The organism is Microbacterium sp. NPDC057741 (assembly GCF_042798735.1).
In the GTDB taxonomy this organism is placed as follows: Bacteria; Actinomycetota; Actinomycetes; order Actinomycetales; family Microbacteriaceae; genus Microbacterium.
Genome location: NZ_JBHVJW010000001.1, coordinates 199,353 through 213,547, shown reverse-complemented (window position 1 = coordinate 213,547; position 14,195 = coordinate 199,353). Strand labels below are relative to the sequence as shown.

General features: G+C 69.3%; 13 protein-coding genes. 2 read left to right on the top strand and 11 right to left on the bottom strand.

Annotated elements, in window-relative coordinates; all coding sequences use genetic code 11:
- Nucleotides 1-6: 6 nt before the first annotated feature.
- From ACFVDO_RS01015 to rplU, 6 genes are all read right to left on the bottom strand, one after another.
- Nucleotides 7-231, bottom strand: a complete 225-nt coding sequence (locus tag ACFVDO_RS01015; RefSeq protein ID WP_378859147.1) for a hypothetical protein — start codon at nt 229-231, stop codon at nt 7-9.
- Nucleotides 232-292: 61 nt separating this feature from the next.
- Nucleotides 293-1,558, bottom strand: coding sequence for a glutamate-5-semialdehyde dehydrogenase (locus ACFVDO_RS01010; protein WP_378859148.1), 1,266 nt, complete (start codon nt 1,556-1,558; stop codon nt 293-295).
- A gap of 96 nt (nt 1,559-1,654) precedes the next feature.
- Nucleotides 1,655-2,446, bottom strand: coding sequence for a glutamate 5-kinase (gene proB, locus ACFVDO_RS01005; protein ID WP_378859149.1), 792 nt, complete (start codon nt 2,444-2,446; stop codon nt 1,655-1,657).
- On the bottom strand, nt 2,443-3,960 hold the full coding sequence (obgE, locus tag ACFVDO_RS01000; protein ID WP_378859150.1) for a GTPase ObgE: 1,518 nt from the start codon (nt 3,958-3,960) through the stop codon (nt 2,443-2,445). Before obgE ends, proB begins: the two co-directional genes overlap by 4 nt.
- A gap of 89 nt (nt 3,961-4,049) precedes the next feature.
- Nucleotides 4,050-4,307 carry a 50S ribosomal protein L27 gene (gene rpmA / locus ACFVDO_RS00995; protein ID WP_116242932.1) on the bottom strand — a complete coding sequence of 86 codons (258 nt, stop codon included), beginning with the start codon at nt 4,305-4,307 and terminating at the stop codon, nt 4,050-4,052.
- Nucleotides 4,308-4,327: 20 nt separating this feature from the next.
- Complete coding sequence (rplU, locus tag ACFVDO_RS00990; protein WP_378859151.1) at nt 4,328-4,636, bottom strand: 50S ribosomal protein L21; 309 nt, start codon at nt 4,634-4,636, stop codon at nt 4,328-4,330.
- 235 nt (nt 4,637-4,871) lie between these two features.
- Between rplU and ACFVDO_RS00985 the strand changes: the two genes are divergently transcribed.
- Nucleotides 4,872-5,138 (top strand): DUF4031 domain-containing protein, encoded by a 267-nt coding sequence (locus tag ACFVDO_RS00985; RefSeq protein WP_378859152.1) that lies wholly within the window; start codon nt 4,872-4,874, stop codon nt 5,136-5,138.
- Here ACFVDO_RS00985 and ACFVDO_RS00980 read toward each other — a convergent pair.
- A complete protein-coding gene (locus tag ACFVDO_RS00980; protein ID WP_378859153.1) occupies nt 5,103-7,442 on the bottom strand; it encodes an Rne/Rng family ribonuclease in 2,340 nt (779 codons plus the stop codon). The genes ACFVDO_RS00985 and ACFVDO_RS00980 overlap by 36 nt on opposite strands.
- 252 nt (nt 7,443-7,694) lie before the next feature.
- Between ACFVDO_RS00980 and ACFVDO_RS00975 the strand changes: the two genes are divergently transcribed.
- Entirely contained in the window at nt 7,695-8,303 is a 609-nt protein-coding gene (locus ACFVDO_RS00975; protein WP_378859154.1) for a vitamin K epoxide reductase family protein, read from the top strand.
- Between the two features lie 63 nt (nt 8,304-8,366).
- On the opposite strand, the gene ndk is transcribed toward ACFVDO_RS00975, so the two are convergent.
- From ndk to ileS, 4 genes are read right to left on the bottom strand one after another with little or no spacing between them, the layout of a single operon-like run.
- Complete coding sequence (gene ndk / locus ACFVDO_RS00970; RefSeq protein ID WP_378859360.1) at nt 8,367-8,783, bottom strand: nucleoside-diphosphate kinase; 417 nt, start codon at nt 8,781-8,783, stop codon at nt 8,367-8,369.
- Nucleotide 8,784: 1 nt separating this feature from the next.
- The gene (locus tag ACFVDO_RS00965; protein WP_378859361.1) at nt 8,785-9,168 is read right to left on the bottom strand and encodes a DUF4233 domain-containing protein; all 384 of its coding nucleotides are present in this window, start codon (nt 9,166-9,168) and stop codon (nt 8,785-8,787) included.
- On the bottom strand, nt 9,168-10,520 hold the full coding sequence (locus ACFVDO_RS00960; protein WP_378859362.1) for a bifunctional folylpolyglutamate synthase/dihydrofolate synthase: 1,353 nt from the start codon (nt 10,518-10,520) through the stop codon (nt 9,168-9,170). Before ACFVDO_RS00960 ends, ACFVDO_RS00965 begins: the two co-directional genes overlap by 1 nt.
- Entirely contained in the window at nt 10,517-13,897 is a 3,381-nt protein-coding gene (gene ileS, locus ACFVDO_RS00955; protein ID WP_378859363.1) for an isoleucine--tRNA ligase, read from the bottom strand. Before ileS ends, ACFVDO_RS00960 begins: the two co-directional genes overlap by 4 nt.
- Between the last annotated feature and the right edge of the window lie 298 nt (nt 13,898-14,195).

Here is a 14,195-nt window from a genome sequence, read left to right as displayed (position 1 = left end):
GTGGCCTCAGTGGCCGTGCCCCGCCTTGTGACCATCCTTGCCGTGGCGCTGCGCGTAGGCCTCGGCCTTGGCCGAGTGGCGGTTCGCGACGTTCTTGTACGAGAGCGTCACGAGGGCGAGCGCGGCGAACACGCACGCCGCGATGATGCCGAAGATGACGGTCTCTGCGGCGATGTTGCCGTGGTGCTCCGTCTCGGCTGCTGCCATCGCGACCTGTGCGACGAGATTCATCGTGACTCCGTTTCTGACCGGGTTCCCCATATCGGGGAGAAAGACCACCCCAGTCTAGTGCTCAGGCGCGGATCTGACCTGCCCCGCGTGCCAGCCATTTCGTGCTGGTGAGCTCGGCGAGCCCCATCGGGCCCCTGGTGTGCAGCTTCTGCGTGGAGATGCCGACCTCAGCACCGAAGCCGAACTCCGCGCCGTCGGTGAACCGCGTGGACGCGTTCGCCATCACGACGGCCGAGTCGACCTCGGCCAGGAAGCGCTCGGCGTTGCGGGCGTCGGTGGTGATGATCGACTCGGTGTGCCCTGTGCTGTACTGCCGGATGTGCTCCAATGCGCCGTCGAGATCGTCGACCACCCGCATCGACACGTCAAGGCTGAGGTACTCCGTCGCCCAGTCCTCATCGGTGGCGGGCACGACGTCCGTGGCGAGGCCGGCCACCGCTTCGTCGCCGTGCACGGTCACGCCCTGCTGCTGCAGGGCACCGACGACCGCGGGCACCAGCCGCTCCGCGGCATCCCTCAGCACGAGCACCGTCTCGACGGCGTTGCACACGCTGGGCCGCTGCACCTTGGCGTTGACGACGATGTCGCGCGCCCAGTCCTCCGGGGCGGTGCTGTCCAGCACGATGTGCACGACGCCGGCGCCGGTCTCGATCACCGGCACGGTCGACTCGGTGACCACGGTCTGGATGAGTGCCGCGGAGCCGCGTGGCACCAGCACATCGATGAAGCCGCGGCCGTGCATGAGCGCCTTCGCCCCGTCGCGTCCGAAGTCGTCGACGGTCTGGATCGCCTCGGGTGTCACGCCCGCCGCCTCGAGTGCGTCGCGCATGACCTGCACGAGCACGGTGTTCGAGCTGCGGGCTGCGCTGCCGCCGCGCAGCACGACGGCGTTCCCGGCGCGCAGCGCGAGCGCGGCGATGTCGACAGTGACGTTCGGCCTGGCCTCGTAGATCGCACCGATCACGCCGAACGGCACGCGCACCTGTTCCAGGGCGACGCCGTTCGGCATCCGGTGGCCGCCCACGACCTGCCCGATCGGGTCCGGCAGGGTGGCGACGTCACGGACGGCGGTTGCCAGGGCCGCGACGCGCCTCTGGTCCAGACGAAGCCGGTCGATGAGCGCATCGCCGATGCCGGCCTCCGTGCCGCGCACGATGTCGTCGCCGTTCGCGGCGATGATCCGCGCCGCTTGCGCCTCGATCGCGTCGGCGATCGCGCGCAGCACGCGCGCCTTGTCCGCGCTGGTGAGCCGGGCGACCTCGCGGGAGGCCTCCTTCGCGCGCGCCAGTCGGGCCTGCGCGGTGTCGGTGAGGGTGTCGGCACTCATCCGGTCAGTCTAGGACTCGGTGGATGCCCCGGATGCCGGTGTGACGCCGTTGCCCGTCCCCCGGGTCCTGAGCGAGCGAAGCGAGACGAAGGACGCTCAGGAGCCGAGCACGGCCGGCTCGAACCAGGTGCCGATCGCGGCGCCCTCGAGAGCCTGAGCCACCAGGTCTGCGCTTGTCACGAGCACGCCGATGCCGGATGCCGCGGCGAGCCGCGCCGCCGACACCTTGGTCGCCGCTCCCCCGGTTCCCACGCTGTTCACCACGGTGGCGCCGAACTGCAGCCCGGAGAGGTCGGCCCCGGCGGCGATGACGTCGATCGGCTCGGCCGACGGGTCTGTGGGCGGTTTTGTGTACAGCGACTCGATGTCGCTGAGCAGCACGAGTGCGTCGGCCTGCACCAGCTGAGCGACGAGGGCAGCGAGGCGGTCGTTGTCGCCGAACCGGATCTCCTGGGTCGCGACCGTGTCGTTCTCGTTCACGATCGGCAGCACCCGCAGGCCCAGCATCCGCTCGACCGCGCGACGCGCGTTGCTGCGCGAGGTGGGGTTGTCGAGGTCGCCGGTGGTGAGCAGCACCTGGCCGGCGACGATCCCGAACGGACGCAGCGCCTCCTGGTAGCGGTACACCAGGATGTTCTGCCCCACAGCCGCCGCCGCCTGCTGGGTTGCGAGGTCGGTCGGGCGGGCGTCGAGGGAGAGGAACGGGATGCCACTCGCGATCGCACCCGACGACACCAGCACGATCTCCGCGCCCCGCGCGTGCGCCGCAGAGAGTGCGTCGACGAGCATCGGGATGCGCCAGGCCGCCTCGCCGCTGATCGACGAGGAGCCGACCTTGACGACGATGCGCTCGGCGGTGGCCAGTCCGTCGCGAGTTCGGACGGTCATTCGTCGTCGCTGCTGGGCTGTACGGCGTTTTCCTTCAGGGCGATGCGCTCGGCCTCGAGTTCGGCGCGGTAGGCCGCCTTGGCGTCCATCCGCTCGTGATAGCGCTCGCGGCGCTCGTTCGTGGTGCGGCGCGTGTTCGGGTCGAGGCGGGCGTCCAGGCCGCGCGGTGTCGTGAGCAGCTCCGCCGTCGACGCGATCGACGGCTCCCAGTCGAAGACGACGCCGTCGCCCTCGCCGATGACCACCGTCGCGCCGGCGCTGGCGCCGGCCTTCAGCAGCGCGTCTTCGACGCCGAGGCGCTCGAGACGGTCCGCGAGGTAGCCGACGGCCTCCTCGTTCTGGAAGTCGGTCTGCTGCACCCAGCGCCACGGCTTCTCGCCGACGATGCGGTACAGGTTGCCGTAGGTGCCGCCCTCGACGCGCACGTGGAACGCGGCCTCGGAGCCCTTCGGGCGGATGACGATGCGCTCGGCGGGGACCTCCACGGCCAGCTCGGCGCGGTGCTTGTCGACGATGTCGGCGAGCGCGAAGGTCAGCGGGCGCAGGCCTTCGTGCGAGACCGTGGAGATCTCGAACACTCGGAAGCCGCGCTCCTCGAGGTCGGGGCGCACCATCTCTGCCAGGTCACGGGCCTCGGGCACGTCGACCTTGTTCAGGGCGACCAGCTGCGGACGCTCCAACAGCGGGATCTGCCCCTCGGGCACCTCGTAGGCGGCGAGTTCGGCCAGGATCACCTCGAGGTCGCTGAGCGGGTCGCGACCGGGCTCGAGAGTGGCGCAGTCGAGCACGTGCAGGAGAGCCGAGCAGCGCTCGACGTGGCGCAGGAACTCCAGTCCGAGACCCTTGCCCTCGCTGGCGCCCTCGATCAGGCCTGGCACGTCGGCGACGGTGAAGCGGCTCTCGCCGGCCTGCACGACGCCGAGGTTCGGGTGCAGCGTGGTGAACGGGTAGTCCGCGATCTTGGGCCGTGCGGCGGAGATCGCGGCGATCAGGCTGGACTTGCCCGCCGAGGGGTAGCCGACCAGTGCGACGTCGGCGACGGTCTTCAGCTCGAGGACGACGTCGCCCTCGTAGCCGGGAGTGCCGAGCAGCGCGAAGCCGGGAGCCTTTCGCTTGGGCGAGGCGAGGGCCGCGTTGCCGAGACCGCCACGGCCGCCCTCGGCGACGACGTAGCGCTCGCCGGGCACGATCATGTCGTGCAGCACCTCACCGGCGGGGTTCTTCACGACGGTCCCGACCGGCACCGGGAGCTCCATGTGCTCCCCCGCGGCGCCGGAGCGCAAGTCTCCCATGCCGAAGCCGCCGTTGCCGCCGTGACGGTGCGGGGCGTGGTGGTACGACAGCAGCGTCGTGGTCTGCGGATCGGCGACCAGCACGACGTCGCCGCCGTCACCGCCGTTCGCGCCGTCGGGGCCGGCGAGCGGCTTGAACTTCTCGCGGCGCACCGACACGCAGCCGTTGCCGCCCTTGCCGCCGCGCACGTGCAGCGTCACGGTATCGACGAACGTGACCATGGGGACTCCTCTGCGTGAATACGCGGACGGGGCGAGCCGAAGCCCGCCCCGTCCGATGCCACCAGGCCGGTGGCTGAGCTTGTCGAAGCCTACTCGGCAGCGGCGACGATGTTGACGACCTTGCGGCCGCCCTTCGCACCGAACTCCACCGAACCGGCGGCGAGAGCGAACAGAGTGTCGTCTCCGCCACGGCCGACGTTGACGCCGGGGTGGAAGTGCGTGCCGCGCTGGCGGACGATGATCTCGCCGGCGTTGACGGCCTGGCCGCCGAAGCGCTTCACGCCGAGGCGCTGTGCATTGGAGTCACGACCGTTGCGGGTCGAGCTCGCACCCTTTTTGTGTGCCATTTCTCAGCTCCTCTTGGTGCTTACTTGATGCCGGTGATCTTGACGCGCGTGAGCTCCTGGCGGTGGCCCTGGCGCTTCTTGTAGCCGGTCTTGTTCTTGTACTTCTGGATGACGATCTTCGGGCCGCGCAGGTTGCCGATGACCTCGGCGGTCACCTTGACCTTCGCCAGCTTGTCGGCGTCGGTGGTCACCGCTGCGCCGTCGACGAGCAGCACTGCGGGCAGCTCGATCTTCTCGCCCTGGGCAGCCTGAACACGGTCGAGCTGAACGATCGTGCCGACCTCGACCTTCTCCTGCCGCCCACCGGCGCGCACAACTGCGTAAACCACTTCGTACCTGTTTCGTCAGGGAGCCCTACGGACTCCGGAATCTCTCACGGGAAGACTGTTGCCTGCGAACGTCGCACTGCGACGGATGCGGATGCAGGACTTTCCCCTGTCAGTGCCGACAGGGATCGCGCACCAAGGGACTACTTTACCGGATGCCGCACCCTGTCGCAAAGCGAGCCGGGAGGTGTGTCCCGTGACGCGCCGCTCGTCCGGCATCCGGTCCTAGGATCGCGACATGGCTGTACTCGTCGACGACCCCCGCTGGCCCGCGCACGGACGGCTGTGGGCACACCTGGTCAGCGACAGCAGCCTGGAGGAGCTGCACGCCTTCGCGCTCGCGCAGGGCGTGCCCGCGCGGGCGTTCGACCGCGATCACTACGACGTCCCCGAGGATCTCGTTCCGAGACTCCTCGCCGCCGGTGCGGAGCACGTCGGCGGCAAGGAGCTCGTCAGGAGACTGATCGCGTCAGGACTGCGCGTCCCCGCCCGAGACCGGCGTTGACGCGTCGGCGACAGGCTCCGGGCGCACCACGGGCGTGCCGGAGAGCGCTGCGGTCGTCACCCGACGACGGTTGCGGCCCTGACCCGGTGCCTTCGGCTCGGGCAGCGCGTCGAGCACCGAATCGAGCAGCTGCTCGGCCTCGCTGCGGGGGGCCTTGCGCTCGGAGCGCTTCTTGCGCTTCTTCGGACGCTCGGGCGCCGGCTCCGCGGGCTGCTCCTGCTCGACGTGGACGCCCTCGGCGTTCGGGACGATCGTGGAGGCGGCGATCGCGGCGAGTGCCGACTTCGCTCCCTCGGTGATGCTGTGCGTGCCGCCGTTGGCGGCCGCAGGGGCCTGAGCGGACTGACCGCCGTTGCCACCGCCGCCGCTGTTGCCGCCACCACTGTTGCCGCCGCGCGAGCGCCGACCCTGGCCGCTGCCCGAGGCGCTGCTGGCCGAGCGGTGCTTCACGACCGGGTCGTGGTGCACGATCACGCCGCGGCCGGCGCAGACCTCGCAGGGCTCGCTGAAGGTCTCGAGCAGGCCGAGGCCGAGCTTCTTACGGGTCATCTGCACGAGGCCGAGCGAGGTGACCTCGGCGACCTGGTGCTTCGTGCGGTCACGGCTCAGGCACTCCACCAGGCGGCGCAGCACGAGGTCGCGGTTGGACTCGAGCACCATGTCGATGAAGTCGACGACGATGATGCCGCCGATGTCGCGCAGGCGCAGCTGGCGGACGATCTCCTCCGCGGCCTCGAGGTTGTTCTTGGTGACCGTCTCCTCGAGGTTGCCGCCGGAGCCGACGAACTTGCCGGTGTTCACGTCGACGACCGTCATGGCCTCGGTGCGGTCGATCACGAGCGAGCCGCCGGAGGGCAGCCAGACCTTGCGGTCCAGCGCCTTCTCGATCTGCTCGGTCACGCGGAACGCATCGAACGGGTCGACCTCGTCCTCGTAGGCCTCGACGCGCTCGAGCAGATCGGGCGCGACGCTCTCGAGATAGGCGCGGATGGTGCGCTGCGCGTCCTCGCCCTGGATGAGCATCTTCGTGAAGTCCTCGTTGAAGACATCACGGACGATCTTGACCAGCAGGTCGGGCTCCGCGTGCAGCAGCGACGGCGCCGACTGCGACTCGACCAGCTTCTGGATGTGCTCCCACTGCGAGGTGAGCCGCTGCACGTCGCGGGTGAGCTGCTCCTCGGTGGCGCCCTCGGCCGCGGTGCGCACGATCACGCCGGACGACTCCGGCAGCACCTCCTTGAGGATGCGCTTCAGGCGCGCGCGCTCGTTGTCGGGCAGCTTGCGCGAGATGCCGTTCATCGACCCGCCGGGCACGTACACCAGGTAGCGTCCGGGCAGCGAGATCTGGCTGGTCAGGCGAGCGCCCTTGTGCCCCACCGGATCCTTGGTGACCTGGACCAGCACCCGGTCGCCCGGCTTGAGCGCGAGCTCGATGCGACGCGGCTGGTTGCCGGTCTCGACGCCGTCCCAGTCCACCTCGCCGGAGTAGAGCACGGCGTTGCGTCCGCGGCCGATGTCGACGAACGCGGCCTCCATGCTCGGCAGCACGTTCTGCACGCGACCGAGGTACACGTTGCCGATCAGCGACGCGTCCTGGTTGCGCGCCACGTAGTGCTCGACGAGCACGTTGTCCTCGAGCACGCCGATCTGAGTGCGACCGTTCTTGGCGCGCACGACCATCATCCGGTCGACGGCCTCGCGGCGGGCGAGGAACTCGGCCTCGGTCACGACGGGGCGGCGACGCCCGGCGTCGCGGCCGTCGCGGCGGCGCTGCTTCTTGGCCTCGAGACGGGTCGATCCCTTGATCGCCTTCGGCTCGGTGATGTACTCGACGACGCGCTGGCGCTGACGCGGCTCGGAACGCTCCTCGTCGCCCTCGCCGCGGCGACGACGACCGCGACGGCTGCCGCCCTCGGCATCCTGCTCGTCGTCGCGACGTGCGGGCAGCGGGACGATCTCGGGCGCATAGAAGTGCAGCTGGGTCGAGACCTTCGACACGAAGACCTCGGGCAGCAGGCCGAGGGTCACAGCGGTGACGGGCAACGGCTCGGATGCCGGTGCTGCAGGCTCCTCGACCGGAGTCTCGGGCTCGGGCTCGGGCTCGGGCTCGGCGGAGGGTGCGTCCTCAGCTGCTGCGGTGGCGGCCGGGGTCTCCTCGGCCACGGCCTCGGCGACGGTCTCGGGCTCCGCAGCATCCGCATCAGGCACTGTGGGATCCGCCGGGGCGGCGGGCTCAGCCGCTACCGGCTGCTCCAGCAGCGCGTCGAGGTCAAGGGTCTGGTTGTCATCGTTCTGATCGGCCATCTCTGGCGTACTCCCTGCGCAGGGCACTGAGTGCTCCGCGAAAACTCGTGCGGCACGTACTGCCGCGAACTCACAGACGGTCGGCGTGTGCTCGGACCGCGTTGGGGCTGTACCCCGAAGTCTCTTCGATGCGAGTGTGTCGCATCTGCTTGCCATTATCGCACTTCGGCGCGCCGCCCGCGGCATCGAGCCGATTCGCGCGTCATCGACGATTCACGTCGCGGGCATAGCCGGCACTGGGATAATCCCGACATGACCGCACAGCGCACACGGCACATCGGGTACGGCATCTGGCTCATCTTCGCGAGCGTGTTGGGCTGGTGGGCCGCATTCCAGCTCACGATGGACAAGTTCATCAGCCTGGAGAATCCGAAGGCGGAGCTGAACTGCGACGTGAGCTTCTTCGTGCAGTGCGGCAAGAACCTCGATTCCTGGCAGGGCTCGGTGTTCGGCTTCCCGAACCCGATCATCGGCCTCACCGGCTGGATGGCGGTGCTCGTGATGGGCGTGGCCGTCGTGGCCGGTGTGCGATTCCCGCGCTGGTTCTGGGCTCTGTTCGGCCTCGGCGTCACCGCCGCGTTCGTGTTCATCGCCTGGTTGATCTGGCAGACGTTCTTCTCGCTGCACACGCTCTGCCTCTGGTGCGGCCTGACCTACCTCGTCATGATCCCGACGTTCCTCACCACAGTGGTCGAACTCGGGCGCAACGGCACGCTCTCGAAGAAGACTTCGGTGCAGGAGACCTTCGGCCGTCTGATGGTGTGGACGCCCCTCGCATCGATCCTGTGCTTCGCCGTCATCATCGTGATGTCCTACATGGCCGGCGGCGATCTGCTCGGCGAGTTCGTTCGCCTGTTCTGACGCGAGCGCGAACGCGAAGAAGGGGACGTCCTCAGGACGTCCCCTTCTTCGCGTTCGCGTGGTTCAGTTGAACCAGATGCCCAGTTCACGGGCGGCCGACTCGGGGCTGTCCGAGCCGTGCACGAGGTTCTGCTGCACGGGCAGGCCCCAGTCGCGGCCGAAGTCGCCGCGGATGGTGCCGGGGGCGGCCGTGGTCGGGTCTGTGGTGCCGGCGAGCGACCGGAAGCCCTCGATGACGCGGTTGCCCGCGAGGCGGATCGCCACCGACGGACCGGACATCATGAACTCGATCAGCGGCTCGTAGAAGGGCTTGCCCTCGTGCTCGGCGTAGTGCGCGGCGAGCACGTCGCGGTCGGGCTCGACCAGACGGAGGTCGACGAGCGCGTAGCCCTTCGCCTCGATGCGGGCCAGGATCGCACCGGTCAGACCGCGGGCGACGCCGTCGGGCTTGACCAGGACGAGGGTTTCTTCGGTAGCCATGTCATTCGCTCTCTGTCGGAGTCTCAGCTTCGGCCCGCGGCGCACGGGCGTCGATGCGGGCCCCCATGATCGTCGCATACGCCCACATGCCGCCGAAAATCAGCACCACGAACGCGATGGCGGGCACGAGGATCGCCGACAGCGCGACGATCGCCTGCAGCACCCAGCCGGCGGGGATCGCCCAGGGCTTGGTGATCATGCCTGCGACGGCCCACATCAGCAGGGCCATCACCACGCCGAAGACGATCCCCCACCAGGACGGGATGCCGGCCGGCAGCACGTTCAGGCCGAAGATCGTGAGCCCTGCGAGGAACACCACGATCGCCTCGAAGCCGAGCACGATCGGCGCGAGCTTCTGGACCAGTGTGCGCGGGGCACGGGCCATCACGCGGTCCACCCCGACTTCCAGTCCTCCTCCTCGGAGAGCGCGATGGCTTCCCCTGCCAGCACGACGGAGCCGGCGATGATCACTGCACGGCGGTCCGACGACGCGGCCCACTCGCGCGCGGCATCCGCCGCCTCGGCCAGGGTCGGATGCACGCTCGCGCGGCGCCCGCGCTCCTCGACGAGGTCGGCGATCGCGTCGGCGTCGTTGGCGCGCTCGGAGTCCGGCGCGGTCGCGAACACCTCGGCGACGGACGGCAGCAGCACGTCGACGATGCCTGCGGCATCCTTGTCGGCGAGCACGCCGAGCACGAGACCCCACTCGTCGAAGTCGAAGCTGTCGGCCAGCGCCTGCGCGAGTGCGCGGGCACCGTGCGGGTTGTGCGCGGCGTCGACCACGACGGTCGGTGCGATGCCGAGCAGCTGCAGTCGGCCGGGCGAGGTCGCGTTCTGCAGCCCCTCCACGAGGATGTCGCCGGCGATCGGCTGGCCGGCATCGCCGATCAGCGCCTCCACCGCGGCGATGGCGAGGGCGGCGTTGTGCCCCTGGTGCGCTCCGTACAGCGGCAGGTACTCGTCGGCGTACTGACCGGCCAGACCCCGCACGGTGAGCAGCTGACCTCCCACGGCGAGCTTCTGGTCGGCGAGCCCGAAGTCGGCTCCGGCGAACGAGATGCGGGCGCCCCGCTCGGCGGCGACGCGACGCAGCACGGCCTCGGCCTCGGCGGGCTGCTCGGCCGACACCACGGAGGCGCCGTCCTTGATGATCCCGGCCTTGACCTCGGCGATGGCCGCGATGGTGTCGCCCAGCCGGTCGGCGTGGTCGATGTCGATCGGGCTGAACACCGCGACGTCGCCGTCGGCGTTGTTCGTGGAGTCCCATGCCCCGCCCATGCCGACCTCGAGCACGAGGACGTCGACCGGGGCATCCGATGCCGCGACGAAGGCGAGCACGGTGAGCAGCTCGAAGAACGTCAGCGGCGCGTCGTCCGCGGCCTCCAGCTCGGTGTCGACGAGTCCGATGAATGGCTCGATCTCGTCCCACGCGTCGGCGATCGCGGCATCCGCGATCGGCTCGCCGTCGATCATGATGCGCTCGGTGAAGCGCTCCAGGTGCGGGCTGGTGAACAGTCCGGTGCGCAGCCCGTGCGCGCGCAGCAGGCTCTCGATCATCCGCGCCGTCGACGTCTTGCCGTTCGTGCCGGTGATGTGCACGACCCGGTAGTTGCGCTGCGGATCGTCGAGCATCTCGAGGATGCGCGCGACGCGCTCCCTGCGGGGCTGCACCCAGCGCTCGCCGGCGCGCTCCAGCAGCTGCTCGTAGACCTTGTCGGCCCTGCTGCGATCGCTCACTTCGTGCCTCCGATCCTGGTCACCGCGACGGTGAAATCGGCCGTGTTCGCGTAGGTGCCCTTCGGCACGGTGGTCTCGAACTCCGACTCACCCGGGAGGATCCCCGCTTCGGTGTACACCGCGCCCGCCGCCCGCACCTCGTAGGCCAGAGCGAGGGTCTCCCCCGCGACATCCGCGACGTCGAAGGCGGATGCCACGGCCTCGGCCTCCTCGGCAGCGGCGAAGTCCAGCACCAGGCTGATCCGGTCGCTGACGTCGAAGTCGGCCTTCTTGCGGGTGTCCTGCACGGCGCGGATCACATCGCGCGCCAGGCCCTCAGCCTCGAGCTCGGGCGTGGTCGCGGTGTCCAGCAGCACGAAGCCGCCGGTGGGGACGACCGCGAGAGCCTCGCCCTCGGGACGACCCGTGGTCTCCAGCGCGAGGTCGTACTCGTGCGCCTGCAGCTCGATGCCGTCGGCGGTCACCACGCCGTCCTCCTCGGTCCAGAAGCCGTCCTTCGCGGCGCGGATCACGCGCTGCACCTCCTTGCCCAGGCGCGGGCCGGCCGCACGAGCGTTCACGCTCAGCCGGTGGCTGATGCCGTAGTCGGCCGCCGTACCCTCACCCTGGGCGACCAGCTCGACGCTCTTCACGTTGAGCTCCTCACGCAGGATGTCCTCGAAGGGCGCCAGCGCGTCGGCATCCGGCGTGACGACCGTGAAGCGGGCCAGCGGCAGGCGCACGCGCAGCTTCTCCTTCTTGCGCAGCGCGTTGCCGACGCTGGAGAGCTCGCGGACGGCATCCATCGCGTCGCGCACGTCGTCGGCGTGTGGGAACGCGTCGGCGTCCGGCCAGTCGGTCAGGTGCACGCTGCGGTCACTGGTGAGACCCTGCCAGACGCGCTCGCTGATCAGCGGCACGAGCGGTGCCGCGACCCGGCAGAGCGTCTCGAGCACCGTGAAGAGGGTGTCGAAGGCATCGGTCCCCTGTCCTGTCGAAGGATCGATGCCTTCCCAGAACCGGTCGCGCGAGCGGCGGATGTACCAGTTCGTGAGCACCTCGGCGAAGTCGCGCAGGCGCGACGCTGCCGTCGTGGAGTCCAGCCCCTCGAGGTCCTGCTTGACGCCGCGGACCAGGTCGCCGGTGCGCGCCAGGATGTAGCGGTCCAGCACGTCCTGCGAGTCGGTGCGCCAGGTGGCCTCGTAACCGGCATCGGTCGCCGCGTTCGCGTAGGTGGCGAAGAAGTACCATGAGTTCCACAGCGGCAGGATGAACTCCCGCACACCGGCGCGGATGCCCTCCTCGGTGACCGACAGGTTGCCGCCGCGCAGCACCGAGCTGGACATCAGGAACCAGCGCATCGCATCGGAGCCGTCGCGGTCGAACACCTCGGAGACGTCGGGGTAGTTCCGCAGCGACTTCGACATCTTGTAACCGTCGGAGCCGAGCACGATGCCGTGGCAGCTCACGCCGGTGAACGCCGGGCGGTCGAACAGCGCGGTGGACAGCACGTGCATCACGTAGAACCATCCGCGCGTCTGCCCGATGTACTCCACGATGAAGTCGGCCGGTGCGTGCGAGTCGAACCACTCCTGGTTCTCGAACGGGTAGTGCACCTGCGCGTACGGCATCGAGCCCGAGTCGAACCACACGTCGAAGACGTCCTCGATGCGGCGCATGGTGCTCTTGCCCGTCGGGTCGTCCGGGTTCGGACGCGTCAGGTCGTCGATGTACGGACGGTGCAGGTCGATCTCGCCGCTCTCGTTGCGCGGCAGCGTGCCGAAGTCGCGCTCCAGCGCCTCCAGCGAGCCGTAGGAGTCGACGCGCGGGTACTCCGGGTCATCGCTCTTCCAGATCGGGATCGGCGAGCCCCAGTACCGGTTGCGGCTGATCGACCAGTCGCGCGCGCCCTCGAGCCACTTGCCGAACTGACCGTGCTTGACGTTCTCGGGCACCCAGGTGATCTGCTCGTTGTTCGCGAGCATCCTGTCCTTGAGGTCGGTGACGCGGATGAACCAGCTCGACACCGCCTTGTAGATCAGAGGGTTCCGGCAGCGCCAGCAGTGCGGGTAGGAGTGCACGTAGCTCTGCTCGCGCAGCATCCGACCCTGAGCGCGGAGCAGGCGGATGAGCGGGGTGTTCGCGTCCATCCAGAGCTCGCCCGCGACATCGGTGACCTGCGGCAGGAACCTGCCGCCGTCGTCGAGCGACAGGATGGTCGGGATGCCGGCGGCGTTGGTGACGCGCTGGTCGTCCTCACCGTAGGCGGGCGCCTGGTGCACGATGCCGGTGCCGTCGGTGGTGGTGACGTAGTCGTCGACGAGGATGCGCCAGGCGTTCTGCGTGCCCCAGGTCTCGGCGTCGGCGTAGTAGTCGAACAGGCGGTCGTAGTGCACGTCTTCGAGGTCGGCACCGCGGACGGTCTGCTCGACGGCGGCGAGCGCGTCGTCAGCCGACTCGTAGCCGAGGTCCTTGGCGTAGCCGCCGAGCAGGTCGCGCGCGAGCAGGTAGCGATGCGCGGATGCCTCGACGCGGTCGTCCCCGTCGTGCACGTCGGCGGCCCCCTCCGGGCCGGCGGGCAGCACGACGTACTCGATCTCCGGCCCCACCACGAGGGCGAGGTTGGTCGGAAGGGTCCACGGCGTGGTGGTCCAGGCGAGGGCGCGCACGGCGGTGAGTCCGAGCGACTCGGCCTTGACGCCGGTCAGCGGGAAGGTGACGGTGACGGACGGGTCCTGACGGTCCTTGTAGACGTCGTCGTCCATGCGCAGCTCGTGGTTGGACAGCGGGGTCTCGTCGCGCCAGCAGTACGGCAGCACGCGATAGCCCTCATAGGCGAGGCCCTTGTCGTAGAGCTGGTCGAACGCCCACAGCACGCTCTCCATATAGCTCAGGTCGAGGGTCTTGTAGCCGCGCTCGAAGTCCACCCAGCGCGCCTGACGGGTGACGTAGTCCTCCCAGTCGCGGGTGTACTTGAGCACCGAGTCCTTCGCCTTGCCGTTGAAGACGCCGATGCCCATGTCCTCGATCTCGCTCTTCTCGGTCAGACCGAGCTGCTTCATCGCCTCGAGTTCGGCGGGCAGACCGTGGGTGTCCCAGCCGAACACACGGTCGACCTTCTTGCCGAGCATGGTCTGGAAGCGCGGGAACACGTCCTTGGCGTAGCCGGTCAGCAGGTGACCGTAGTGCGGCAGGCCGTTGGCGAACGGCGGGCCGTCGTAGAAGACCCATTCATCGGCGCCCTCGCGCTGCGCGATGGAGGCGCGGAAGGTGTCGTCGGTCTTCCAGAATTCGAGCACCTCGCGCTCGATCTCGGGGAATCGCGGGCTCGGAGTCACCGGGCCCTGGGCCTGACGAAGGGCGGCGGGGCCGAAGGAGGAGGTGCGCGGGTAGCTCATGTCGTCTCGCAGTGATCGTGTCGGATGCTGCTGCGAGGACGACCTGTCCGGATTGTGACCTGACGGGCCGCGGTACCACCCCACTTGCCCGTCTCACGACGAGCCTCTCTCACTGCGGCGATGACGGGCCTGCCCCGCTCGGTTCTACTTGCTTCGCTCGCCGAGCTTGACGAAGCGTTCTTCCGAGAGCTCCCCGGTGATGGCCGGATCAAAGCTGGTCAGGTCATTCTACGCGGTCTCTGCTGATACCGGCGTACGAGGACTCGGTAGCAGAGTACGGATGTCCGCGGCATCCCGT

Bases quoted from the DNA above. Each gene is read 5' to 3' on its own strand.
- ACFVDO_RS00975 (WP_378859154.1), top strand. From the start codon at position 7,695: ATGACCGCACAGCGCACACGGCACATCGGGTACGGCATCTGGCTCATC.
- ileS (WP_378859363.1), bottom strand. From the start codon at position 13,897: ATGAGCTACCCGCGCACCTCCTCCTTCGGCCCCGCCGCCCTTCGTCAG.
- ACFVDO_RS00980 (WP_378859153.1), bottom strand. From the start codon at position 7,442: ATGGCCGATCAGAACGATGACAACCAGACCCTTGACCTCGACGCGCTG.
- ACFVDO_RS01015 (WP_378859147.1), bottom strand. From the start codon at position 231: ATGAATCTCGTCGCACAGGTCGCGATGGCAGCAGCCGAGACGGAGCAC.
- proB (WP_378859149.1), bottom strand. From the start codon at position 2,446: ATGACCGTCCGAACTCGCGACGGACTGGCCACCGCCGAGCGCATCGTC.
- ACFVDO_RS00985 (WP_378859152.1), top strand. From the start codon at position 4,872: ATGGCTGTACTCGTCGACGACCCCCGCTGGCCCGCGCACGGACGGCTG.
- ndk (WP_378859360.1), bottom strand. From the start codon at position 8,783: ATGGCTACCGAAGAAACCCTCGTCCTGGTCAAGCCCGACGGCGTCGCC.
- rpmA (WP_116242932.1), bottom strand. From the start codon at position 4,307: ATGGCACACAAAAAGGGTGCGAGCTCGACCCGCAACGGTCGTGACTCC.
- ACFVDO_RS01010 (WP_378859148.1), bottom strand. From the start codon at position 1,558: ATGAGTGCCGACACCCTCACCGACACCGCGCAGGCCCGACTGGCGCGC.
- obgE (WP_378859150.1), bottom strand. From the start codon at position 3,960: ATGGTCACGTTCGTCGATACCGTGACGCTGCACGTGCGCGGCGGCAAG.
- ACFVDO_RS00965 (WP_378859361.1), bottom strand. From the start codon at position 9,168: ATGGCCCGTGCCCCGCGCACACTGGTCCAGAAGCTCGCGCCGATCGTG.